This window comes from Halomonas sp. KM072, assembly GCF_050710315.1.
Classification (GTDB): Bacteria; Pseudomonadota; Gammaproteobacteria; order Pseudomonadales; family Halomonadaceae; genus Vreelandella; species Vreelandella hamiltonii.
This window is the reverse complement of sequence record NZ_CP136132.1, coordinates 3,615,912-3,639,844: the sequence shown is the minus strand read 5'-3', so window position 1 is coordinate 3,639,844 and position 23,933 is coordinate 3,615,912. Positions and strand designations below refer to the sequence as shown.

At 61.6% G+C, this 23,933-nt stretch carries 19 protein-coding genes; 8 read left to right on the top strand and 11 right to left on the bottom strand.

The annotated features are described in order from the left end of the window. Window positions 1-5: 5 nt before the first annotated feature. The 8 genes from RVM26_RS17325 to RVM26_RS17290 all read right to left on the bottom strand — a co-directional run bounded on the left by RVM26_RS17325 (window position 6) and on the right by RVM26_RS17290 (window position 10,866). Window positions 6-2,273 carry an ATP-dependent DNA helicase gene (locus RVM26_RS17325; protein WP_498939865.1) on the bottom strand — a complete coding sequence of 756 codons (2,268 nt, stop codon included), beginning with the start codon at window positions 2,271-2,273 and terminating at the stop codon, window positions 6-8. Continuing rightward, window positions 2,270-3,949 carry a VRR-NUC domain-containing protein gene (locus RVM26_RS17320; RefSeq protein ID WP_287805228.1) on the bottom strand — a complete coding sequence of 560 codons (1,680 nt, stop codon included), beginning with the start codon at window positions 3,947-3,949 and terminating at the stop codon, window positions 2,270-2,272. The genes RVM26_RS17325 and RVM26_RS17320 overlap by 4 nt, the downstream gene beginning before the upstream one ends. A gap of 32 nt (window positions 3,950-3,981) precedes the next feature. Next, the gene (locus RVM26_RS17315) at window positions 3,982-4,410 is read right to left on the bottom strand and encodes a hypothetical protein (RefSeq protein WP_498939863.1); all 429 of its coding nucleotides are present in this window, start codon (window positions 4,408-4,410) and stop codon (window positions 3,982-3,984) included. A 65-nt stretch (window positions 4,411-4,475) separates the two neighbouring features. Continuing rightward, window positions 4,476-5,510: a histone deacetylase family protein gene (locus tag RVM26_RS17310; RefSeq protein ID WP_498939861.1), complete on the bottom strand. Its 1,035-nt coding sequence runs from the start codon at window positions 5,508-5,510 to the stop codon at window positions 4,476-4,478. Window positions 5,511-5,535: 25 nt separating this feature from the next. Next, the gene (locus RVM26_RS17305) at window positions 5,536-5,823 is read right to left on the bottom strand and encodes a GIY-YIG nuclease family protein (protein WP_039183214.1); all 288 of its coding nucleotides are present in this window, start codon (window positions 5,821-5,823) and stop codon (window positions 5,536-5,538) included. A 9-nt stretch (window positions 5,824-5,832) separates the two neighbouring features. Continuing rightward, the gene (locus RVM26_RS17300) at window positions 5,833-9,318 is read right to left on the bottom strand and encodes a putative bifunctional diguanylate cyclase/phosphodiesterase (protein ID WP_498939858.1); all 3,486 of its coding nucleotides are present in this window, start codon (window positions 9,316-9,318) and stop codon (window positions 5,833-5,835) included. Between the two features lie 30 nt (window positions 9,319-9,348). Then, the gene (locus tag RVM26_RS17295; protein WP_287805236.1) at window positions 9,349-10,377 is read right to left on the bottom strand and encodes a Bug family tripartite tricarboxylate transporter substrate binding protein; all 1,029 of its coding nucleotides are present in this window, start codon (window positions 10,375-10,377) and stop codon (window positions 9,349-9,351) included. Between the two features lie 24 nt (window positions 10,378-10,401). Next, window positions 10,402-10,866 carry a YchJ family protein gene (locus tag RVM26_RS17290; protein WP_498939856.1) on the bottom strand — a complete coding sequence of 155 codons (465 nt, stop codon included), beginning with the start codon at window positions 10,864-10,866 and terminating at the stop codon, window positions 10,402-10,404. A 156-nt stretch (window positions 10,867-11,022) separates the two neighbouring features. Here RVM26_RS17290 and RVM26_RS17285 point away from each other — a divergent pair, with 156 nt between their 5' ends. Further along, entirely contained in the window at window positions 11,023-11,337 is a 315-nt protein-coding gene (locus RVM26_RS17285; RefSeq protein WP_039183225.1) for a hypothetical protein, read from the top strand. A gap of 74 nt (window positions 11,338-11,411) precedes the next feature. Here RVM26_RS17285 and argE read toward each other — a convergent pair whose 3' ends face one another. Continuing rightward, window positions 11,412-12,593, bottom strand: a complete 1,182-nt coding sequence (gene argE, locus RVM26_RS17280; protein ID WP_498939854.1) for an acetylornithine deacetylase — start codon at window positions 12,591-12,593, stop codon at window positions 11,412-11,414. A 175-nt stretch (window positions 12,594-12,768) separates the two neighbouring features. Here argE and ugpB point away from each other — a divergent pair, with 175 nt between their 5' ends. The 4 genes from ugpB to RVM26_RS17260 all read left to right on the top strand — a co-directional run bounded on the left by ugpB (window position 12,769) and on the right by RVM26_RS17260 (window position 17,033). After that, window positions 12,769-14,094: a type 2 periplasmic-binding domain-containing protein gene (ugpB, locus tag RVM26_RS17275; protein WP_498939852.1), complete on the top strand. Its 1,326-nt coding sequence runs from the start codon at window positions 12,769-12,771 to the stop codon at window positions 14,092-14,094. 129 nt (window positions 14,095-14,223) lie between these two features. Next, entirely contained in the window at window positions 14,224-15,108 is an 885-nt protein-coding gene (ugpA, locus tag RVM26_RS17270) for a sn-glycerol-3-phosphate ABC transporter permease UgpA (RefSeq protein WP_039183234.1), read from the top strand. 27 nt (window positions 15,109-15,135) lie between these two features. Further along, window positions 15,136-15,978, top strand: coding sequence for an ABC transporter permease (ugpE, locus tag RVM26_RS17265; protein WP_498939850.1), 843 nt, complete (start codon window positions 15,136-15,138; stop codon window positions 15,976-15,978). 2 nt (window positions 15,979-15,980) lie between these two features. Next, window positions 15,981-17,033: a sn-glycerol-3-phosphate import ATP-binding protein UgpC gene (locus RVM26_RS17260; protein ID WP_498939848.1), complete on the top strand. Its 1,053-nt coding sequence runs from the start codon at window positions 15,981-15,983 to the stop codon at window positions 17,031-17,033. A 30-nt stretch (window positions 17,034-17,063) separates the two neighbouring features. On the opposite strand, the gene RVM26_RS17255 is transcribed toward RVM26_RS17260, so the two are convergent. Next, window positions 17,064-18,695: a bifunctional metallophosphatase/5'-nucleotidase gene (locus tag RVM26_RS17255; RefSeq protein ID WP_498939846.1), complete on the bottom strand. Its 1,632-nt coding sequence runs from the start codon at window positions 18,693-18,695 to the stop codon at window positions 17,064-17,066. 176 nt (window positions 18,696-18,871) lie between these two features. On the opposite strand from RVM26_RS17255, the gene RVM26_RS17250 reads away from it, so the two are divergent. From RVM26_RS17250 to RVM26_RS17240, 3 genes are all read left to right on the top strand, one after another. Next, window positions 18,872-20,035 (top strand): glycosyltransferase family 4 protein, encoded by a 1,164-nt coding sequence (locus tag RVM26_RS17250; RefSeq protein WP_498939844.1) that lies wholly within the window; start codon window positions 18,872-18,874, stop codon window positions 20,033-20,035. After that, complete coding sequence (locus RVM26_RS17245) at window positions 19,998-20,537, top strand: phosphatase PAP2 family protein (RefSeq protein WP_287806344.1); 540 nt, start codon at window positions 19,998-20,000, stop codon at window positions 20,535-20,537. The genes RVM26_RS17250 and RVM26_RS17245 overlap by 38 nt, the downstream gene beginning before the upstream one ends. A gap of 92 nt (window positions 20,538-20,629) precedes the next feature. After that, window positions 20,630-22,075 (top strand): sodium/glutamate symporter, encoded by a 1,446-nt coding sequence (locus RVM26_RS17240; protein ID WP_287806342.1) that lies wholly within the window; start codon window positions 20,630-20,632, stop codon window positions 22,073-22,075. A gap of 82 nt (window positions 22,076-22,157) precedes the next feature. Here RVM26_RS17240 and RVM26_RS17235 read toward each other — a convergent pair whose 3' ends face one another. Continuing rightward, complete coding sequence (locus RVM26_RS17235) at window positions 22,158-23,294, bottom strand: RNA-guided endonuclease InsQ/TnpB family protein (RefSeq protein WP_498939841.1); 1,137 nt, start codon at window positions 23,292-23,294, stop codon at window positions 22,158-22,160. Window positions 23,295-23,933: the final 639 nt, after the last annotated feature.

The following is a 23,933-nucleotide window of genomic DNA, read 5'->3' as shown; positions in this document are numbered from 1 at the left end:
CAGCGTCAAGGGGTATCCAGCTGCCACCAACGAGGCAGCAGCGCCCGTATACGCGCCTGGGAAAAGCGGTCATCCATTAATACCACAACCCCACGGTCCTCAGGGCCACGGATCACCCGGCCCGCCGCCTGTACGACCTTGACCATGCCCGGCACACGGTAGGTATAGTCGTCTCCGCGCCCAAAGCGCGCCTGTAGCCGAGCCTTCAGCGCTTCGTTGAAGTCGTTGAAGGGCGGCAAGCCCAGCGTGGCCACAAAGGCACCGATCAACCGCTCGCCGGGCAGGTCGATCCCCTCCGCGAAAGCGCCCCCCAGCACTGCAAAACCGATGCCGCAGCCGCCAGGCGTAAAACGCGCCAGAAAAGCGTCGCGCTCGGCCTCCTGCATGCTGCGCGTCTGGGCAAACACGGGAATGTCCGGGTGGGCCTGGGCAAACGCAGCCAGCACCTGTTCCAGGTAGGCAAAGCTGCTGAAGAACGCCAGGTAATGCCCCGGGTGACGCTGGTACTGCGCCGCCAGGGTAGCCACGATGGGCGCCACCGAGGCCCCGCGGTGATGGTAACGGGTGGAGATATCCGTGCGCAGCTGCACTTCCAGCTGCTGCGCCACGAAGGGAGACGCCACCTCGCGCCAGACGCTGTGCTCCGGCAGCCCCAGCAGGTCGCGATAGTAGTGAAAGGGCGACAGCGTGGCGGAGAACAGCACCGTGCAGTGGGCACGCTTGAAGCGCGGGCCAAGAAAATCCGCCGGGATCACGTTACGCAGGCCGAGGACGGCACTGCCCTTCCCCGCGACGTCCAGGTCGCACAGCGAATGATCGCCAAACTGCTCTGCCAGACGACAGAACGCCAGCGCCTCGAACAGCAGCTCCTGAAGCGTCTGGCTCGCCCCGTCGGGATGCTCCACCAGATAATCCGTGATCGCCCCGGCCAAGGTATGCAGTGCACCCACCAATTTGCTGGGTAGCGCATCCAGCAGGTGATAACGACGCTCCGGCGCCGGGTCTGCCACCGCCTTGTTGAGGGCCTGCCACTGCCTGCCAACGCGCGCCAAGGGCTTGGCCAGCGCCGGTGGGAAGTGGCGCCGCAGGTAGCTCAGACGCTGCTGGGAGAGCGCAGCGCTGTACATGCCACGGGCACGCTCGACCAGGTTATGGGCTTCATCCACCAGCAGGCCCACCCGCCAGTCGTTGGCCTGGGCCAGCCCGTGCAAAAGCGCGTGGCTATCGAACCAGTGATTGACATCCCCCACGGCCACATCGGCCCAGCGGGCCAGTTCCTGGCCCAGGTAGTAAGGGCACACCTGATGCGCCAGCGCCACCTCGCGCAGGGCCTCGCGGTCTAGCCAGCCATGTTCCACCGCCGCCTGGCGGGCCGCGGGCAGGCGATCGTAAAAGCCTTTTGCCAGCGGACAGGCATCGCCCTGGCACGCCGTACCAGGGTGCTCGCAGGCCTTGTCACGCGCCACCAGCTCCAGCACCCGTAGCGGCTGCGCGGGAGCCTGCAGGCTGGTGAGGGCATCCAGCGCCAGGCGGCGGCCGGGGGTTTTCATGGTCAGAAAGGCGATGCGGTCGAGCCGCTGGCGGGGCATCGCGGAGAGCATGGGAAACAGCGTGCCCAGGGTCTTGCCGATACCGGTGGGCGCCTGGGCCAGCAGGCAGCGGCCGGTGCTGGCCGCCTTGAAGACATCCTCGGCCAGTGCCCGCTGGCCGGGGCGGAAATCCGCATGGGGAAATCTCAGCGTGGCGAGCCATGCATCACGGCGCTCGCGGTGGGCCGCCTCCTGCTCGGCCCAGGCCAGGAAGCGCTGACACTGGTGGGCAAAAAACGTTTCCAGCTCATCGGCGCGTGCCTCGCAGGTCAGCCGGGTTTCCTGACCGCTGGCAATCTCCAGGTACACCAGCGCCAGCGTGATATGTGCAAGGCCCCGCTCGGCACAGAGCAGCGCGCCGTACACTTTCACCTGCGCCCAGTGCAGCGCTCTTTGGTTATCCGCCATGCGCGCCAGGCTACCGCGATGGGTCTTGACCTCTTCGACACAGTTGCCCGCCACATCGAAACCATCGGCGCGGCCAGATACGCGCAGCCCTTGATACTCACCGGAGAGCGGCAGTTCGGCGAGATAACCGGGGATCTTTTCCCGCCGCTTGGCCACCAGAGCGTGCCCCTCGATGCCCTCCTGAGCACTGGGTGCGGGCGTAAAGCGGTGGTCCAGGTCGCCCTGGCGGGCGGTGAAGTCACACAGGGTACGCACCGCCACGCGATAGCGGCTCATGGATGGGGCTGCCAGCGCACGTGGCAAACCTCGACGGGCATTCCCTGGCGGCAGAAGAAGTCGATCCAGCGACGCTGGTTATCCTGCAGGCGGTCCCCCGGTCCTTTGACCTCGATCATCCGATAGCGCGGCTCGCCATCTGCTGCTTCCGGCATCAGCTGAATGAGGTCCGGCAGGCCTGCGCAATTGTGCTTGAGATCCCCCAGCAGGCGGGTAAAACAGCCGCGCAGGTGCGCGGCGGGCAGGCAGTCAAGCGCCATGGTGACCAGCGGTTCGCTCAGCACTCCCCAATGCACGAAGGGGGAAGCAAGGCCCTGCTTGTCCTGCCAGGTGGCCAGAATCGTCGCGCGGTAGCGGCCATCCTCCAGCTGCGCCAGGCAGGCGTCGATCTCTGCCTGGCGCTGGCCCACGAAGTCTTCGCGATAGAGGTCCGCAGGCCCGCTGTGAAACGGGTGAAAGAACGCTCCCGGCAGCGGCTTGAAAATGACTGGCCAGAGCAGCAGGCCGAAGAGCCCCGTGATCAGGCAGTTTTCCACATAGAAGACCGGCGCACTGGCGGTGGATAAGTGCTCGGCAACGGCGCGCTCCACCGGCTGCGGCCCGGGCAGCTCCAGCACGTAAGTGGGGGCATCGACGGCTTTCGCAGCCGATGGGGCGGGCAAATTCAACTTGCGCGTCAGGCGCGGCAGCAGGCGTCCCAGCGCCTGGGCTTCGCTCTCGCCTGCCTGATCGAGCGACGCCTGGGCAAGCGCGTAAGCCTCCTGATAGCGGCCCAGGCGCTCCAGCACTCGCAGTCGACGAATGCGCGCTTCGCTGTTGCTGGACTCGGCATACAGCGCCAGGGCCAGGGCCGCCTCACCGCTGCGCTCTGCCGTGTGCCCCAGGGTCAGCAGCAGCCGCGAGCGGCGGGCGTCCAGCCAGCGGTTGCCGAAGGCAGCGGGCACGTCCGTGGCGAGCACTCCCGGCGCCTCGCCGCTCTCCAGGCGCTCGCGCAGGCGGTGCAGCGTGAGATAGGTATCGACCTCTTCGCGGCGCTGAAATGCACGCGAATCCGAAGAGAGCGGAAGCTGTTCGAAACGCTGCAAGCCAAGCTCGGTGAGCACGAATTCGGCCCAGTCCTGGCGCAGGTTGCCAAAGAACATCAGCCGCAGGCGGTCGCATAGCGCCATGATGTCGAGGCGCACGATGTTCGTGGTGGCCTCTGGCCACCACTGCTGCAGCGGGCGTGCCTCGGTAAGCCGTAGTGTCAGTGCCGCCTGAAGTTCGCGTTTGGTCGCCCTGGGGGCAATGCCCAGCTCAAGGATCGTCGGTTGCAGAGCGTCGCGCAGCTCGCTGAGGCGCAGCAGTCGAAATAGCGCCTCGACGCTCAACGGCGGTGTCTCGTCGACCCACCCCTGGGCCAGTAGCGGGGCCAGTGCCTGCCGGGTGTCGCCAATCTCGGGATAGCTGAGCTTATCGATGCGGAACAGCTCGCCTTTGCGCATCACCATGCGCACCAGCAGCGCTTGAGCAGCCCGCGGCAGCTGTGACCATTGCTGGAGGGCGTGATGCTCCTCGGCACTCAGCAAATCGCCATGACGCGACTGCACCCAATCGACCACGAAGCGGAAGTTCGCCAGGTAGTAAAAAGGGTCATCGAGGGAGGCGGTGGCCGAAACGGCATGAGCACTGTTCATGCATCCATTGTAACAGCGCTGGCTGGCGTGGGTTAACCCACCCGGTGTTGATAAAGCGCGTCTAGCGCGTCGTCCACGAAGGGATCTTCCAAGGAGGCATCATCAATGGAAGGGGCGGCAGGCTCGCTATCGGTCTGGGCATCACGGGGCTGACCCGCGAGAGGTGCAGTGCTGGTAACGTTCGAGGCGGGCGGCTTGCGGCCGCCCACCAGCACGTACCACTCCGCTTCGCTGAGGTAGTGCTGGCACCAGCGGCTCAAGCCATCGGCGACAGCGTCGCGAGTGCGTTCACCGCTGCGAAACGAGGTGGCCAAATAAATGAGGTCCTGACGCGCAATGCGTGCACGGGCATTGCCGCCATGCACTTGGGAGAGCGGGCAGCGTCGGTCATAGGCCGCGTTGGTGAGGGCATTCAGCCAACGCTCCACTTCATGTGCCTGTATTCCGCCGTAGACTGCCACGACACGCTCCCGCCATCATCGATAGGCTAATAAAGGCGTAAGACTGCCCGAATTTGGTGGCGTTGTCATCTCGCACCCGCACCAAAGCCCTGCAAGACATTCACCACATTGACACCGATATCTCCCACTGCATAGCCCCCTTCCAGTAAAAAGACGCAGGGCAAACCACACTGGGCCAGCCGCTGGCCAAGGGTCGTAAAGTCGGCGTGCTGGAAGGTAAAAGCGCTGATCGGGTCGCCTTCGAAGATGTCCACGCCCAGCGACACCACCACCAGCTCACACTCGGCCTGGGCAATCCGGGTCAAGGCATCGTCCAACGCCGCCATCCACCGCGCCACCGACGTACCGGGCGGCAGCGGGTAGTTCAGCGTGTAGCCCTCGCCCTTGCCCTCCCCCGTTTCGTCGGCATAGCCGGAAAAGTAGGGAAAGGTCACGTCGGGGTCGCCATGCAGGGAAGCGAACAGCACATCGTCACGCTGGAAGAAAATCTGCTGGGTACCGTTGCCGTGATGAAAGTCCACGTCCAGCACGGCCACGCGATGCATGCCGCTGGCCAGGGCCCGCTGGGCAGCAATGGCGGCATTGTTGAAGAAGCAGTAGCCACCGAACTGATCGAAGGCTGCATGATGACCAGGCGGGCGGCACAGCCCAAAGCTGGGCTCGCCGGTAGCCAGCGTATGCTCCACGGCAGCCAGCGCAGTGTCCTTGCTGGCCATGGCCGCCGCAAACGTCCCCTCGCTGATCGAGGTTTCGGCGGCCAGCGCATAGTAGCCCAGCTGGCCGCTCACCGAACGCGGTATGCGGTCGCCGCGCAGGGTCCGCGCTGGCCAGATATTGGGAATGGCCTCGCCTTCATGACCGGCGGCCTGCCATGCCTGCCAGCAGCCTTCCAGGAACGCCACGTAGTCTGCATCGTGCACCGCCAGCACGGGGTCGAGCCCATAGGCCTGCGGCGCCTGCACCTCGATATTGGCCTGCGCCAGCGCCGCCAGCACGAGATCCATGCGCTCCGGGCACTCGAAGGGGCTGACCAGCGTGCCATCGTGCAGTTCACTGCGCGCCTGACGCAGACGACTATCCTCGGAAAAAAACGTACGCATGAAGGCTCCTGTTGCCATGGTGTGTTTACTCGCTTTCCGGGTGCCACCCTTCAACCGGCCATTGGCGGGCCCAGTGGCGCTTTTGATCCGGGGTGCGCTGTTTCAAGCGGTACTCGGCCTGGCTGGCCGTGGCGCGATCAGGAAACGGCTGCGCCCCCAAGAGCGCCGTGGGCGGGTGCGCACGGGTATAGCGCGCGCCCTTGCCGGTTCGGTGGGCCTGGTAGCGCTTCGTCAAATCATTGGTGATGCCCACATAGGTGCCTCGGCGACACTCCAGCAGATACAGGTACCAGGTCGTGGTGGTCAACGCCATGTTTTCTCGTCAGCCAGAGGTGGTCGAAGCCGTGAATGCCGCCATGATGTTTTCGAGCTCCGCCAGCGGCATGGGTTTGGCCAGCCCGAAGCCCTGGAACATGTCACAGCGGTAAGTCATCAAACGTTGGTGCTGGGCGCCATTCTCGACCCCTTCGGCCACCACGCCAAGCCCCAAATGGTGGGCCATGGAAATGATGCCCTGCACGATGGCGGCATCGTCATCGCTGTGAATCAGCTCGTTGATGAAGCTGCGATCGATCTTGATGGTGCTGATGGGCAGGTGTTTCAGATAGCTCAAGCTCGAGTAGCCGGTGCCGAAGTCATCAATGGCGACGCTCACCTGCATGCTGCGCAGCGCATGCAGAATGCCAATCGCCGCCTCGGTGTTGTTCATCAGGATGCCTTCGGTCAGTTCCAGCGTCAGCTGCTCGGCAGGAAGACCGGTCGACGAGAGTGTCTGGCGCAGCGTCGCCAGAAAGCTTGCGCGATGAAACTGCAAAGGCGAGAGATTGACCGCCACCTTCAGGCTTCCCAACCCCTTTTGCTGCAGGCTCAGCATGTCGGTACAGGCACGCTGCAGGACCCACTCGCTGATGGGCACGATCTGCCCCGTTGCTTCGGCAAGCGGAATGAAACGCGCCGGAGAAATATAGCCTTTCACGGGGTGCCGCCAGCGTACCAGGGCTTCTACGCTGACGATGTTGCCCGCACCGTCGAACAGTGGCTGATAGTGCAGCTCGAAGTTTTGATGGTCGATGGCTTCCTGCAAATCGTTGCGCAGGATGACGCGCTCGCTGGCCAGCTCGTTGATGTCGTTACTGAACCAGGCATACGCATTGCGCCCTTGCTGCTTGGCCTTGTACATCGCCATGTCTGCCTGCTGAATCAAGCTTTGTGGCTGGGGTGTGGTCGGCCCACTGATGGCGATACCGACACTGGCCGTCAGGTACAGCTCGTGGCCATCGATGCAGTAAGGGCGAGCCAAGGCGGGCAACAGGCGCTCGACGATGTCGATCACCTGCTTTTCGTCACTGACCGACGAAATCAGCAGCACGAACTCGTCACCGCCCAAGCGGGCCACCGTATCTTCCTGGCGCAGTGCCGCCTTCAGCCGCTGGCCTACTTCGATCAATACCTGATCACCCACGGCATGCCCCAGGCTGTCGTTGATCGGCTTGAAATCGTCCAGATCCACGAACAGCACGCTGATGGCATGCTCCTCCTGTTGGGCCTTGGCGAACTGTGCCTGCAGCGCTTCTTCGAAATGCATGCGGTTGGGCAAGCGAGTCAGGTCGTCATGGGTGGCATGATAGGCCAGGCGAGCTTCGTAGGCCTTGTGCTTGGAAATATCGTGCTGAACGCCGACGAAATGGGTCACCCCGCCATCTTGGCCCCGTACCGGTGCGACGTAGAGGTCGTTCCAGAACGGCGTACCATCCTTGCGATAATTGCACAGCGTGACGTGGGTCTCTCGCTGATTCTGGAGACCGCAGCGCAGCGCCTCCACCATGTCCGGGTCGCTCTCCGGCCCTTGCAGAAAACGACAGTTCCGACCAATGACGTCTTCCAGCGAGTAGCCGGTCATCACGCTAAACGCACGGTTGGCGTAGATGATCGGCAAATCCGGTGCGCGGGCATCGGCAATCAGCACGCCGTTCACGCTGGCTTCCACGCTGCGCTCCAGAATGCGCAAACGAGTCTGCTGGGCGCGGCTTGCGGTGACGTCCTGTGCAATGCCGTACACCCCGTCGACTCGGCCATTGACCGTGATCGGAATACCGATCACATCCAGCAAGCGCTGCTGGCCATCACGGTGGCGCAGCGAGACTTCGAAGCGCGCGATTTCGCCGCCCAGCACCTGCTGAAACTGTTGCGCTACATGCGTGACGTCGTCAGGGTCGATAAAGTTGGCAAAGTGACGCTGCAAGACCTCTTCCCGAGGAATGCCGGTCACACGCCCGCAGGTTGCGTTCGCTTCGATGAAACGCCCTTCGGGATCCACGGCAAAAATGGCGTCGGGGTGGTGCGCAAACAGCGAACGATAGCGCTGCTCGCTGTCGGCCAGGGAGTGGCGCGCTTCGGCCAGCTCTTTGGCCCGGGTGACGCTTGCCCTCATCAGCCCCACGCTGAACGCCAGCAGCCAGCTCATCACCAGCCCACCCAGCGTGACGCTCAGCGGCATCACGCCCAACAGTGCCCAGTTGTAGTGTTGGCCGGGATAGGCGCTCAGCATGAGGTTGATCCCCCCCGGCAACCCCATATGCCGAGATGCCAGCATCAGCGTGGAGGCTTCGCCATCATCGACCGTGAACCCGGAAGGGTGCAGCCGAATCAGCCGTTGGTCCGCCCGGCTGACGTCCACATGAAAAGGCCCCAGCGCCAGCCGCAGCTCGTTGCCCAGCAGCTCGCCCAGATGCAACGAGGCCAGCAGCTGCTCGGGCTGGCCAGGAATGGGGACGGCCATCAATATCTGGCTGGGCTGACGGCTGTCCGGGATCAGTAACCGGGGGCGTTCGAACGGAATGTTCATCCAGGCCTGTACCGCAGGCATGGCCAGCTGCTCCAGCAGCCAGCCATCACTGCGTTGCCTGCGCCCTTGCGACCACCGCAGCGCCCCCGTCTCCTCCCTCAGTGCCATGGCATGCAGGCTGAGCGTATCGCGAAAATAGTTCTGGGCATCTTGTGCCAGCAACCGCTCACGCTGCACGCCTGTCACCCCGTCCAGGCGCTCAGCCATGCGCTGCATCAGCTGTAGCCGTTCCGACATGGCCTGTTCGGCGTTGAGCTGCACATTATCCAGCAGGTAACTGGCCTGCAACTCGGCCGAGGAGCGCTGATGCATGCTCAGCAGCAACCACGCCAGACTACTGGCCAACACCCCTGCCAACCCGACCACCACGGTCAAGCGGCCCGGGCTGAGCCGCTCATGACGCTGCCGCCAGCCGGCCACCAACAGCGCAGCCCCCAACAGCACGATGAATACCAGTACCGCCAGAGGCGAGGAGGTAAATAGCGTCGCCTGGTTTGCCTGAGGACGCCATAGCTGGAGCACCACCACGCCGCCAAACAGCAGCAAACCTATTCCTGCCGCGCGCCACCAGCGCTTTTTTGCCGCCCCTTCCACACCACGCCATAGGCAGACATTGATCATCAGCAACACCACCGCCGCCAAACTGGTCATGCGCGGTTGCCCAGTGACCCACGATTCGCTGACACCCTGCACCATCAGGTTGTGCAGCAAGGTGTACAGCAGCAGCGCCGTCAAGCCTCCGGCACTTGCCAGCCTCAGCACGCGCCATCGGCACAGCGTGGCCAGCAGGCTGACGCCGATCAGCAGCGTCGCCAGCGCGGCATCCGGCACCAGCATCGGGCCGAATACCACTTGTGGCAGCACCAGCCCCACCAACAGGCTGGTCGCTCCCATGCACAGGAGCATCGCCGAGACCAGCAGCAGTAGCGTCTCGGCGGCTAAATCACGAGTATTCAAGGGCATTAGACGTGGTGGCTCCGGTCGATGGTCTGGCTAGCGCTCGAACGCTAACCGCTGGGTCAGGCTTTCCAACTGTTGATACTGCTCATCCAGATACTGCCCATAGGCCTCCAGCGGGCGAAAGTCCACCAGAGAGCCGTGGGTGTCCATCAAGCGACGTGCCAGGCCAGGCGCTTCCAGCGCCTGACGGAAGGCGGTCGCAATGACGTCAAGACGCTCAGGAGGCGTGTTCAAGGGAGCAAACAAACCGCGGTCCGTGGTATTGACCAGCATGATGCCCTGCTCCAGAAGCGTCGGCACGGACGGTAGCGCCGCAAGACGCTGCTCGCTGGCAGCGCCCAGAGGCACCAGGGCACCCGACGCAAACAGGGCACCTGCCGACGGCAGGTTGAGCATGGCAAAATCAAGCTCTCTGCCTAACAAGGCCACGACCTGGGCACCGGTATCAGGATATCGGACGAACTGTACATCGCTGGCATCGATACCGGCCTGCGCGAAGAAGTGTAGCCAAAAAAAGTGGTCCGTTGAGTTGGGAATCACCCCGAACAGCAGCTTGCCCGGCTGTTCGCGCACCTTTTCGGCAATCTGGGAAGCACTGCTGACCGAGTGACCTGCATAGGTGGCCGGAATGTTCACGGTGCGGGTCAGCAGGGCAATGGGGGCGAATGCCTTATGCGAAAAGTTGGAAAGCCCCGACAGGTAGGCAAGGTCGATGGTTTGATGGCTGCCCAGTACGGTGTAGCCATCGGGCGGGGATTCCTTGACGAACTGCGCCCCCAGCGTGGCCCCGCTGCCGGGCATGTTCACGACGACGATGGGGGCCTGTAGCGCGACCTGGGCACGCTCGGCAATGGCTCTGAACAAGACATCCGTTGCGCCGCCTTCCCCGTAGGGCAGCACCAGCGTCATGTCCGTGGCAGGGTAAGGCTCCGCTTGCGTCTGGCCATGGGCAGAAGCGCCCACGAAAAGGCTTAGCCACCCCAATAGCACGATGGCCCCCCAGCCACTCGATAAAGACCATAAACCACGCTGCCGTCGCCGTTCGGTTTGCTTCGCGTTCATCGGGGTGCCTCATGCTACTTAGTCTTATAGCTGGCAACATACCTTGAATTTGCGTCCGCTTCCACAAGGGCAGGCATCGTTACGGCCTGGCTTCAGGCGTATCACGGTGGGCTTTCCGTCGACGTACCACCACCGCTGCTCTTCCCATACGAACCGCGAGGCTTCCTCGAGCACATGCCAACGGCCTGATTCCCTGAACGTTGCCTTGAAGTGCACGTGCCCCTCACCGCGGGAAGGCTGCGGTGCCGATACGATGACCAGCGACTGCCACTGCGTCGTGGGGTCGGGTGGCAGTGTGGCTGGGCGCGTGGTGGCGTGCCAGGTGGCCAGCAAATAGTCACGCTCATTCAACGCAAAGGCGGTGTATCGTGAACGCATCAGGGCTTCCGGGGTTTCTGGAACGGCCTGGCCCTGATGAAACGGCTGGCAGCAGGCTACCAGTGGCAACGTGCTGCCACAGGGGCAACTTTCCGGCATGGGGTGGGTCATAACGGTGACTCTGGCTTGTGCAATGAATAAGGGCTGTAGACGTTTTGTTTCGGTAATAGGGCCCGAGTCAGGTATAGTAGCAGAGCAAGATCTTCAGACAGACGGAGTACGACAACACGATCGATCATTCTTTCCAAACGCAGTGGAGGTTCTCCTATGAAGGTTTACAGACCGGAATGGCAGTGCACGTTTAGCGTAAACGAAGGCGCGGAAGAATCAGCAAACTGGAAAGAGCGAATCGCGTGGCGGCTTAGAGCCGTGGCAGACCGCCTGGAAGGCAAAGGGCGTACGGTGAAAATCGACTATGACGTGTCGCCCACGGTTAGCCGAGACGAAGTCGACCACTGCCTGGGCAAAGGCTTCGAAGTCACCCAGAAGCTGTTGACCCAACTGGCTCGCCAGCAGGCCTGCGAAGATGTCATGCGCCATGCGAAAGCCGAGCTTTATGAAGAGCATTACCCTCAGCACTGATCGTTCTAAAGCATCATGAAAACATCCGCCGCGTCACCGGGCGGATGTTTTTTTATGGGCGTGAGTGCTCGAATTCAGGCATGTTCATCGGCTTGATAGGCCGATTGCAGGGAGCCACCCAAGCGCTGCATGAACTGCTGGCATGCCTCGAGCTGTGAGATCTCGATATACTCATCCGGCTGGTGCGCCTGGGCAATGCTGCCCGGCCCCAGAATGATCGTCTGCAGCCCCTGCCCCTGAAACTGGCCAGCCTCGGTGGCGTAGGCCACGGCATGCTGGCAACAGCCTGCCGGAAGGTGCGCTTCTGCCAGTTGCAGCACCTGCTGGTTGTCACGGTTTGCCAACCCGGGCACCGTCACGTTCAAGGGCTCTGTGGTGATGTCGACGGTTTTCCCCTGGGCCGCCAGGGCCTCACTCAGCGTGGCGCAGTAGTCGCTGAAGCGGGCATACACCTCTTCGAAGGTTTCCGTGGGCAGGTGGCGTATCTCCCACTCGAACTGGCACTCCCGCGCCATGATGTTGATGGCCGTGCCCCCCTTGATTTTGCCCACGTGCAGGCTGGTATGCGGCACGTTGAACGCCTCGTCCACGCGTCCTTCTTCGACCAGCGTGGCCATGGTGTCCTCGATGAAAGTGACCAGCCTGGCCGCCACATGAATCGCCGAGGTGCCCTGGTTCACCTGGCTGCTGTGGGCCTCGCGCCCCACTACGGTAGTGCGCAGGTTGGTAGCGCCTTTCTGGGCAACCACTGGCTGCATGCTGGTCGGCTCGCCGACGATGACCCGTGCCGTGGTGGAGTAGTGCTCATAAAAGCGCTTGATCAGGCTCGGCGCCCCGACACAGCCGATCTCTTCGTCATAGGAAAAGCCCAGGTAGACCGGCTGCTGCAAAGGCGCCTTGACCCACTCGGGCACCATGGCCAGCGCGCAGGCGATGAAGCCTTTCATGTCGCAGGTACCTCGCCCATACAACCGACCATCGCCCCCATCACGCAGGGTGAACGGGTCGCTGCTCCACGGCTGCCCTACGACGGGCACCACATCCGTATGCCCGGAAAGCATCACCCCGCCGGGCGCATCAGGGCCGATGCGCGCAATCAGGTTGGCTTTGGTGCCACAAGGGCTCATCACCCGCTCGGAAGCGACGCCAGCCTTGGTCAGGTACGCTTCGACAAATTCGATCAGGGCCAGGTTGGACGCGCTGGAGGTGGTATCGAAGGCGACCAGTCTGGTCAGTAGCGTGGTGACATCGCTCATAGTGCTCTCGCTGTGCAGGCTTTTGGCCACCCTAGCACCGCCATGGGCATTTGGAAATGCTGACCGTCACGACAACTTCACCGTGCATTCATGAAAGCGTCATCTACACTTTCTACTGTGCAGTGCACCCAAAAAATTCAACAAACGTACTGCGCATGACCTACAAGGAGTCGTTATGTCTCGTTTCACGTTGCATGCTCTTGCCCTCGGTGTGGCGACGGCCACTTTCAGCCTGTCGGCCCAGGCCACGACCAACATCCAGTGGTGGCACGCCATGGGAGGTCAGCTCGGTAACCTGCTGGAAGAGATGACCGAAGACTTCAATGCTTCCCAGGACGATTACCGCGTCACCCCCAGCTATCGGGGCAACTACACCGAAACGATGACTGGCGCGATCGCGGCCTTCCGTGCAGGCGAACAGCCCCACATCCTGCAAGTATTCGAAGTCGGTACCGGCACCATGATGAACGCCGACGGTGCGATCTACCCAGTCTACGAGCTGATGGAAGCCCACGGCCGTGCCTTCGACCCGGATGCCTTCCTGCCCGCCGTGGTGGGCTACTACACCGACACCAACGGCAACATGCTGTCGTTTCCGTTCAACTCTTCCACGCCCATCATGTACTACAACCGTGATGTGTTCGAGGAAGCGGGGTTAGACCCGGAGCAGCCGCCGCAAACCTGGGAAGAAGTCGCAGAATACGCCACTCAAATTACCGAATCGGGTGCGGCCAACTGTGGCTTTACCACCTCGTGGCCAAGCTGGGTGATGCTGGAGAACTTCTCCGCCATGCACAACTCGCCGTTGGGCACTCTGGAGAACGGCTTTGGTGGCCTGGACACCGAGCTGAACTTCAATAACGACCTGGTGGCTCGCCACTGGGACAACCTGAAAGCCTGGCAGGACGCGGGTGCCTACAAATGGGGCGGCCCCGGTTCAGGCCCTGATGCCGAACCCATGTTCTACTCCCAGGAGTGCGCGATCTTCTTCGGCTCATCGGCCTCACGGGCAGATGTGGCAGCCAACGCCGACTTCGAAGTAGGCTTCGGCATGCAACCCTACTATGCCGATGTCGACGGCGCGCCGCAGAACTCGATTATCGGGGGTGCCACGCTGTGGGCACTGCAAGGCCATAGCGATGAAGAGTACGAAGCCGTTGCTGCCTTCTTCGAGTACCTTTCAGAGCCCGAAGTGCAGGCCAAGTGGCACCAGCAAACCGGCTACCTGCCGATCACTCAGGCGGCATGGGACTTGAGCACCGAGCAGGGCTATTACGACGAGAACCCAGGCGCGGATATCTCGCTCAAGCAGATGACGCTGAACGAGCCCACCGAAAACTCGAAGGGCCTGCGCTTCGGCAACTTCGTGCAGATTCGCGACATCATTTCCGAAGAGATGGAATCCGTCATGACCGGCAACAAATCTGGTCAGGCCGCTGCCGATGCAGCCGTTGAGCGGGGTAACCGCCTGCTGCGTGACTTCCAGTCCGCCAATCAGTAAGTAAGCACTCGCTTCGCCGCCTGACTAACGCCAGGCGGCGAAGTCGTTTCAAGTATCGCTCGGCATCGGTACTCCTCGACCCGCGTACCCCTCGCCTTACGTGCTACCCGTTCTCGCGGAAACCTGCTTATGCAAACCAAACGCATGACCTTTCCGGGGCGCTTTCTGCCTTATGCGCTGCTGGCCCCGCAAATCGTCATTACGCTGATCTTTTTCATCTGGCCGGCGGGCAAGGCGCTGTATCAATCGCTGCTGCGCGAAGATGCCTTCGGCCTGCGCACGACCTTCGTCGGCCTGGAGAACTTCACTCGCCTGTTCAGCGATGGCAACTACCTCAATGCGCTTTCGGTCACGGCCACCTTTGCCATCGGCACCACGCTGCTCTCCATGTCGGTGGCGCTGCTGCTGGCCTGCACGGTGAATCGCATGATCCGTTCGCGCAGCGCCTACACCACCCTGCTGGTATGGCCTTATGCCATTGCGCCCGCCATTGCCGGGGTGCTGTGGTGGTTCATTTTCAATCCTTCCATCGGCATCGTGCCTTACATGCTCGACATGGTGGGCTACCGCTGGAACCACCGCACGTCGGGAAGCGACGCCATGCTGCTGGTGATCTTTGCCGCTGCCTGGAAGCAGATTTCCTACAACTTCCTGTTTTTTCTAGCGGGCTTGCAGTCCATCCCGCAGTCGTTGATCGAAGCCGCCGCCATCGACGGGGCCAGCCCCATGAAGCGCTTCTGGACCATCGTCTTTCCACTCCTTTCCCCCACCACGTTTTTCCTGATGGTGGTCAACGTGGTGTACGCGATGTTCGATACCTTCGGCATTATCCACGCCACGACCCAGGGCGGCCCCGCACAGGCCACCAACACCCTGGTGTACAAGGTGTATGCCGATGGCTTCGTAGGCTTGAACCTGGGCTCTTCGGCGGCGCAGTCGGTCATTCTGATGGCCATCGTGATCGCCCTGACCATCGTTCAGTTCCGCTTCATCGAGCGCCGGGTCAACTACTGATCCAGGCGGATTGTGAGGAGTTTCGTTATGGTTGAAAACCGCCCCTGGGCCAACCTCCTGGCCCATCTGACGCTGATCCTGGGCGTTGCCGTGGTGGTATTTCCGGTGTACGTGGCGCTGGTGGCCTCGACCCAGGCCCCCGGCGACTTGCTGCGCGGCACGCTGCCCATGCTGCCCGGCAGCCACGGCCTGGAAAACTACACGCGCATGTGGCAGTCCGGCGTTTCCAACGCGGGCGCGCCACCGGCAGGCACCATGCTGTGGAACAGCTTCGTGATGGCCATGGCCATTACGCTGGGCAAACTGTCCATCTCGCTGCTGTCCGCGTTTGCCATCGTCTATTTCCGTTTCCGCTTTCGGATGCTGTTCTTCTGGCTGATCTTCATCACCTTGATGCTGCCGGTGGAGGTGCGCATCATCCCCACCTTCCAGGTAGTGGCCGACCTGAAGATGCTCAACAGTTTTGCCGGGCTGTCGATTCCGCTGATTGCTTCGGCCACCGCTACCTTTCTCTTTCGCCAGTTCTTCATGACCATCCCTGAAGAGATGCTGGAAGCCGCCAGGGTGGACGGCGCGGGGCCGCTGAAGTTCTTCAAGGACATTCTGATGCCGCTCTCGATCACCAATATCGCGGCGCTGTTCGTGATCATGTTCATCTACGGCTGGAACCAGTACCTGTGGCCGCTGCTGATCACCACCAACCCGGATTACTACACCATCGTGATGGGCATTCAGCGCATGACCTCCGATGAAAACCCCCAATGGCACTTGAGCATGGCGGCCGTCGTGATGGCGGCCCTGCCACCGGTACTGGTGATCCTGTTTATGCAACGCCTGTTCGTGAAAGGCCTGACCGAGACGGAGAAGTAACCATGGCCAGCATTACCCTGGAAGGGCTTAAGAAAACCTACGCCGGTAACGTGGCAGCCGTCAAAGGCATCGACCTGCACATCGAAGATGGTGAATTCGTGGTACTGGTGGGGCCTTCCGGCTGCGGTAAATCGACCCTGCTGCGCATGGTGGCCGGGTTGGAAACCATAACCGAAGGCACGTTGAAGATCGGCGAGCGGGTGGTCAATCGGCTGGAGCCTGCCGAACGGGACATCGCCATGGTGTTCCAGAACTATGCGCTCTACCCTCACATGACGGTCTACAACAACCTGGCCTACGGCTTGAAGAACCGCGGTTTCAAGAAGCATGACATCGACCAGCGCGTGCGCGCCGCCGCCAAAATGCTGGAAATCGAGGAGTACCTGGAGCGCAAACCGCGCAAGCTTTCAGGTGGCCAGCGCCAGCGCGTGGCCATGGGACGCGCGCTGGTACGCGAGCCCTCGGCCTTCCTGTTCGACGAGCCGCTCTCCAACCTGGATGCCAAGCTGCGGGTGCAGATGCGCGTCGAGATCAAGCAGCTGCAGCGTCGCCTGAAGACCACCAGCCTGTACGTCACCCACGACCAGCTCGAAGCGATGACCCTGGGCGACCGCCTGGTGGTGCTGAACGCAGGCAATATCGAGCAGGTGGGCACGCCCATGGAGATCTACACGCGCCCTGCCACGCTGTTCGTGGCGCAGTTCATCGGCTCCCCTGCCATGAACATCCTGCCGTTGGCGTATCTGACCCCTCAGGACCACCAAGGGATACTGAGCCAGCTGCCGGAAGGCACGGACACCCTGGGTATTCGCCCGGATGACATGCTGCTGACACCGCCTGCCGAGCCGCATATCGCGCTACGAGCCACGCTGATGCTGTACGAAGCAGCCGGGGCCGAAAGCCACCTGTACGTGCATCTGGCCGACCGCCAACAGCCTACGGTACTGAAAACCGCAGGCCAGCCCCCCGTTCAGGAGGGCGAGACGCTCAACCTGTACGTCACCGCCGGTGCCCTGCACCCGTTCAATGCCACCACCGGGCAGCGCACCGGCTGAGCCTGCCGCTTGCCCAGGGCGATGAAGTGACTATTCGTCCTGGGCAATATCCACAATGCGACCCTCGGGCTGATAGAACACCTCGCCACGAGACACCACATGATCACGCAACATCTCCCAGTCGGTATGGCCCACGATGGTATGGCGGCCATCGTCGTGGGCCGCCCCCAGTGCCGTGTGGCCATCGCCACCCGCCGCCGTGAAGTTGTTGGTAGCCACGGTATAGGTCTTGTCCGGATCGATCGCCTGCATGGCACCTTCGCGGTTCACCTCCAGGCTGATGAGACGCGCGCCTGCGGGTTGACGGCTGTCGTAGGTGAGCCGCGTGCCTTCGGACACCTGCAGGAAGCCACCGCTTTCGTCCGGCGCATTGGTCAGCGCAATTTCGAAGGTTTCCAGCAGCTCGGCACCAGTGACTTCCAGCAGCGTCAAACGGTTACCGAACGGCTGCACGGCGATCAGGTCACCCACGGTGATATCCCCTTGGGGCAGCGCTTCACGAATACCGCCGCTGTTCTGTAGCGCCATGAGGGTGTCCGGTACCACCTTGCGCGCTGCATGGAGCTGACCGTCGGCAATCAGGTTGCCCAGCGCCGTTTCGTTGGCGCGTACGCTCAGCGCATCACCCTGGCCATGACGAGGGTTGGGCAGCGCCAGAATCGCCTTCGCACCTACCTGTTCGTCACGCAGTGCTTCGATGGCCTCGGTATACGGTGCTAAAAGCTCCAGCGCAGCCGCATCCGGCGTGCGCTCGTCGGTGGCCAGCAGCTCACCGCTGACCTCCTGGACCACGCCATCGGCATCGAAGATCACCTGCATGACCCCCAGATGCTGGCCATACTCACCCGCCTGCCCTACCACGGTGGGCGCTGGCCAGTGCTCGGTCAGCAGCGCAGGCGGGGCGACCCGCGTATGGCTATGCCCCCCGATGATGACGTCGATCCCCTCGACCTGCTCTGCCAGCAGCAGGTCGTTACCGACGCGGGGGTCGCTGTCGTAGCCCAGATGCGTGAGCGCGATGATCTTGTTGACTCCCTGCGCTTCGAGCGCCTCGACCATAGCTTCGGCCGCCTGACGATACTCACCAATGGTGACCTGGCCCGGGCTGGAGATGGCGTCGCTATCCTGGGTGCTCAATCCGAAGATCCCGATACGCTCACCCTGATGTTCGAGGATCATGCCGTCATAGAGATACCCCGCCTGGGGGTCGGCCGTGATGCTCTCCCCGAGGCGCTCGGCAAACTCGGGAGACGCCGAAAAGTCCAGGTTGGCGCCTAAAATGGGGAAGTCTGCCCCTGCAAAGAACGCCGCCAACGCCTGATGACCGGTCTCAGGGTCACCCAGGTCGAACTCATGATTTCCCGGCACGAACGCGTCGTAGCCCATCAGGTTCATGAAGGTCAGCGCGTCCTGGCCCTGAAATTCGTTGAAGTAGAGCGTCCCGGAGAAGATATCCCCCGCATCCAGCAGCAACCCCTCGCCATAGGCCTCCCGGGCCTCGTTCAAGGTGGCCACCAGGGCCGGGTAAGCATCCGTGCGGCCATGCAGGTCGTTGGTGTGATAGATCGTCAGGGTAAAGGTCTCGTCGGCCATCACGGCCGATGACGAGATCATGAGTGCACCCGCAATGGCGCATGGAGTAACAAAGTGTCGTGAGGTCATGGACTGGGTTCCTTTCGTCAGGGTCAAGTCACTTTCCTGGTATATGTAACGATACTTGCTTACTGCTGCACAAGACAGGGCACATTGCGTGTCATCGCTTGTTCACCTGGCTGTCGCCTCGGTGTCACTGTTGGGCCTCACCATGGCGCTAAACGTGATAAAGGGATGAATCGCTCATGCGACTCTGTATCGTCAGCGAAACATGGTCACCGGAAATCAACGGCGTCGCGCACACGCTGAACCGGCTGTGTCGTGAACTGCTGTTGCTGGGTATCACAGTGGACGTGATACGCCCGGCGCCGCGTCAACCTGGCAGCGCCGCGTGCGCCACCCAGGAACTTCAGGTCAAGCGGTTTGCGCTGCCTAACTATACCGACGTTCAGGTAGGCTTTGCCCGCCCTGGGAAGCTTCAGCGCTTTTGGCAGCAGTACCGCCCGAACGTCGTCTATCTGGCAACCCAAGGCCCCTTGGGCTGGGCGGCCCGCCAGGCAGCCCAGCGCCTGGAATTGCCGCTGGTGGCCGGTTGGCATACCAACTTCGACCACTATTGCCAAGATCATGGTGTTGCCTGGCTGACCAAAGCGACACGACGCTATTTGCGCTATTTCCACAATGGCTGCACCCTCACCCTGGTGCCTACCCAGCAGCAAGCCGTGGCGCTGCGCCAAGATGGCATCAAAGACGTGCAGGTGCTTGCCCGAGGTATCGACGGCGAGCGCTTTTCGCCCGCCCACCGCGACCTCGCGCTGCGTCAGCAGTGGGGCGTCAGCGAGCATCAACCGGTGGCCCTGTACGTGGGGCGCCTGGCACCCGAGAAGAACCTTTCGCTCCTGCAGGAAACGCTGCAAGCCATGCGCAGCGCTCGCCCCGATATGGCGCAGGTCATCGTGGGCGACGGCCCGGCCCGCAGCCAGCTGCAAAAAGCCTTGCCAGAAGTCCACTTCACCGGATTTGTGGACAAGCATTCGCTGGCACGCCACTACGCCAGCGCCGACATGTTCGTGTTTCCCTCGCTGTCCGAAACCTGGGGCAACGTAGTGACCGAAGCCATGGCCAGCGGCCTGGCAGTCGTGGCGTTTCGCCACGCAGCCAGTGCAGAACTGATTCACAGTGGTCATAACGGCATCACCGTGGCGACCGACGATGCGTTGGGCTTTCAACACGCAGCGGTCACGCTGTGCCAGCACCCTGCCGATTACGCACGACTAGGAAGAGTCGCCCGCCTGCGCGCACTGGAACAGAGCTGGTCGGGCATTGCCGAACAATTTCTACGTTACCTGCACCATGCCCAGGAGGCCCGCCATGCGAGCTCGCCCGCTTGTCGTATTCGATCGTCTTGACCTGTGGGAGTGGCGCTTTTGCCAGCGCGTGACGCATCTCTCGCTCTACCGCCCCTGGCGTCTGACGCTCCAGACGGCCAGCAAACTGGGTGATTGGCCCATCTGGGTGCTGCTGATTGCAGCTCAGCCGTGGCTGCAAACGGACGGACTATGGCGCATGTGGCAATACTCACTGATCGCGCTGCTGGCGATTCTGGTCTACAAGCTGGTGAAAACTCGGCTGTGTCGCGAACGCCCTTTCATCACCTACCTGGGGGGCGTCCACTGCGGCCAACCTGCCCGAGACCGCTACAGTTTTCCCAGTGGTCATACCATGCATGCCGTGATGTTCAGCGTACTGGTGGCCAGCCACACGCCCTGGCTGCTACCGATCGTGTTACCGCTTGCCTTGATCATCGCGATTTCAAGAGTAGGCCTGGGCCTGCACTATGCCAGTGACGTGCTGGCCGGTGCTGCCATGGGCTACGGGTTTGCGTTACTGAGCCTTTACTGGATGGGCTAGGTGCTGTTCGACGCCTGAACGCCATAGCGCTTTCATTTGATTGGCACTACGTTTATCTCATTACCCTTTTCGGATCATCAAGGAGCGATGAGATGACCATGACCGTAGGTGAACTGTTTATCGCGCTGGTGCTCATTGCGCTGGTGCTGCTGGTCAGCAATGCGCTGCGCCTTTGGCTACCCTGGCTGCGCCGCCTGTTTCTTCCCAGTTCGGTGATTGGCGGGCTGCTCCTGCTGCTGCTTGGCCCCGATGTCATCGGGCGCTTCATGCCCACACTGTTCGAAGAAAGCCCCGGGTTGTTCCCCGCTTACGTCCAGGAGAGCTGGTCGGCGCTGCCTGGGCTGCTGATCAACGTCGTCTTTGCTGCCCTGTTCATCGGCAAGGCCATCCCTGGGATTCGCACCATCTGGTTACGTGCAGGGCCGCAGGTCGTGGTGGGCCAGACCATGGCGTGGGGCCAGTATGTGGTAGGTCTAAGCCTTGCTTTGCTGGTACTGGTTCCCATGTTCAACATGAACCCCATGGTGGGGGCACTGATTGAAATCGGTTTCGAAGGCGGGCACGGCACCGCCGCAGGCATGGCCGATACCTTCGCCGACCTCGGCTTTGAGGAAGGCGCCGACCTGGCGCTGGGCCTGGCCACCGTCGGCATCGTTTCGGGGGTGTTGATCGGCACGGTGATGATCAACATCGCGGCACGCAGAGGCGTGGTCAAGCCCACCCGTGAAGAAGACCAGCCGGATGAAAGCCTGCGTGAAGACGAACGCCCCTCCACAGAGGAGTTCAGCGAATTCAAGAAGGATCTGGCACAAGAAGCAGGCACCACCGACCCCTTGAGCCTGCATATCGGGCTGGTGGGCATCGCCATCGTGATTGGCTGGCTGCTGCTGACAGGCCTGCAGTGGGTAGAGCAGATGACCTGGGCACGCGACGGCGGGCTGGAAATACTCGCCCACGTGCCGCTGTTTCCCATCGCCATGATTGGCGGGGTGATCGTACAGCTATGTGTCATGCGCTTTGGGCTGGAACGGCACGTATCCACCCGCACCATGTCACGTATTGCGGGCACCGCGCTGGATTTCACCATCGTAGCCGCCCTCGCGACGCTTTCGCTGACCACGCTGGGCGATTACTTCATCCCGTTCCTGCTGCTGGCACTGGCCGGGATTGCCTGGGGCTTGTTCGTGCTGATCGTGATCGCCCCTCGCGTGATCCCCGAGAACTGGTTCGAACGCGGTATTGGTGACTTCGGCCAATCCATGGGGGTGACCGTCACCGGACTGTTGCTGATGCGCATGGCAGACCCCAAGAACAAGTCCGGCGCACTGGAGAGTTTTGGCTACAAACAGCTGATGTTCGAACCCGTGGTGGGGGGCGGCCTGTTCACCGCCGCCGCGTTACCGCTGATTGCCCAGTTTGGCGCACCCGCCGTGCTGGGATTGACCGCCATACTGACCGTCGGTTGGCTGGCATTCGGATTGCTCTACTTTGGCAGGATGGTGCCCGACCGTGGCAAGGGTCGATGGCAAGGCAACTGACACTCCCCGCCCGCCGCGCTTCGCGCTTTGGGCGAGGGTTCTGAGATCACCCCCAGAACCTTCCTGCTTCCACACGCCTTCACTAGATAGCAGCCAGGCCGCTGCCCTCCGCTCCGGTCGCTCCACAGGCTAACCCCGCCAGCCCGGCGGTTTGTATATTCCTGGCCGCGTTGATGTCGCGGTCAATGGGATAGCCGCAGCTTTCGCAGTGCCAGTGACGTTGCGACAGCGGCAGTTTCTCAACCTTGTAGCCACAGCCATGACACCGCTTGCTGCTGGGGAACCACTGGCTCACTTTCACCAGTTGGCGCCCCGCCCAGGCGGCCTTGTATTCCAGTTGCCGGACGAACTCACCCCACCCGGCATCGCTAATGGATTTAGAAAGCCGTCTATTCTTGATCATACCAATGATATTAAGTGACTCGACGCACAGGACTTGGTTTTCGTTAATGAGTGCGCGGGTCGCTTTGTGGGTAGCGTCACGGCGACAGTCGGCGATCTTGGCATGTAGCCGTGCCACTTTCCAACGGTGTTTGTTGCGGTTGTTTGAACCTGCCTGTTTTTTCGCCAACCGGCGCTGCAAGCAGGCCAGCTTCGCCTCGTAGCGTTTCAGATGACGCGGATTGCCCGATTTTGCGCCGTCACTGGTAATGAACAAATCGCTCAAGCCGAGGTCAATGCCGACCGTTTTGCGCGTGACCGGAAGCGCTTTTGGCACGAAATCACACAGGCAACTGATGAAGTAGCGTCCAGCACGATCGCGTGAAATCGTGATGGTAGAGGGTGCAGAGGGTAGTGACCGGCTCCATCGGATGGGTAACGGCGTCTTCGCTTTTGCGATAGTGATCTCACCATCCCGATAGCGGAACGCGGCCTTGGTCAGCCGGATCGACTGCCGGCAATCCTTGCGCTTGAAACGTGGGTAGCGCGCCTTGAGCTTTGGGTTGAAGAAGTTGTCGAAGGCGGCTTTCTGGTCGCGGAGCGTTTGCTGCAGGATCACGCTGGAAACATCCCGCAACCACGGAAACTCCGCCTTTAAGCCCACCAGTCGCTTTTCCGCCGATGAGTGCGGGACCGATTCACCGCGCTGCTGATACGCCTCGGTGCGATAGGCCAGGGTATTATTCCAGACAAAACGGGCACACCCGAACGACTGCGCCAGCAGCTCAGCCTGTTCGGAGGTGGGGTAGAACCGCTCTTTGTAGGCACGCTTTGTCATGCTGTATAAATATCAGGGTAATGAGGCGAGGTCAATCTGGCACCGCTACGCGGTGCGCGCTTGTATCACCGCCCGACTGGGCGATGCTTTACGCGCTGTTTGGTAAACATCGGATAGCAAAACGCCCGCAATAGCGGGCGTTTTACATTGGGACGGATGTCTTGCAAGGGAGGACTTACATATCAGGTGGCATGTCGTCACGCTCTTCCAGGCCCCCTGAAAATGACGTCTTGAACGCCATATACAGGCCTACCCCCGAAAACCCCAAGAAGAGCACGAACATGCATAACATCAATACCATCGCCATAACGCGTGTCCCTGTCAGTGTGCGGCCGTTGCGTTGACGTCTTCTCACCGCTGAAATTTGGTCTACACGACAGGATAGACCAAAACACTGCGCCCATCTGTACCATTACTGTACAGATGAAGGGATGGATTTGTAAAAGTATCTAAAATCAGTTACTTGAGACAACAAAAATAACACAAAAAAACCATCCCACAAACGCGAGATGGCTGTTTTGCATCGCTGCCGATCCTTGGCCTTGATGGCCAGCACATCCAGGTGCTGGCAAGAGTGAGCAGGCTCGATGTCCCTACACGTCCCTGGTGCTTTCTGGGCGTCCTGCCCTCCTTGACTGC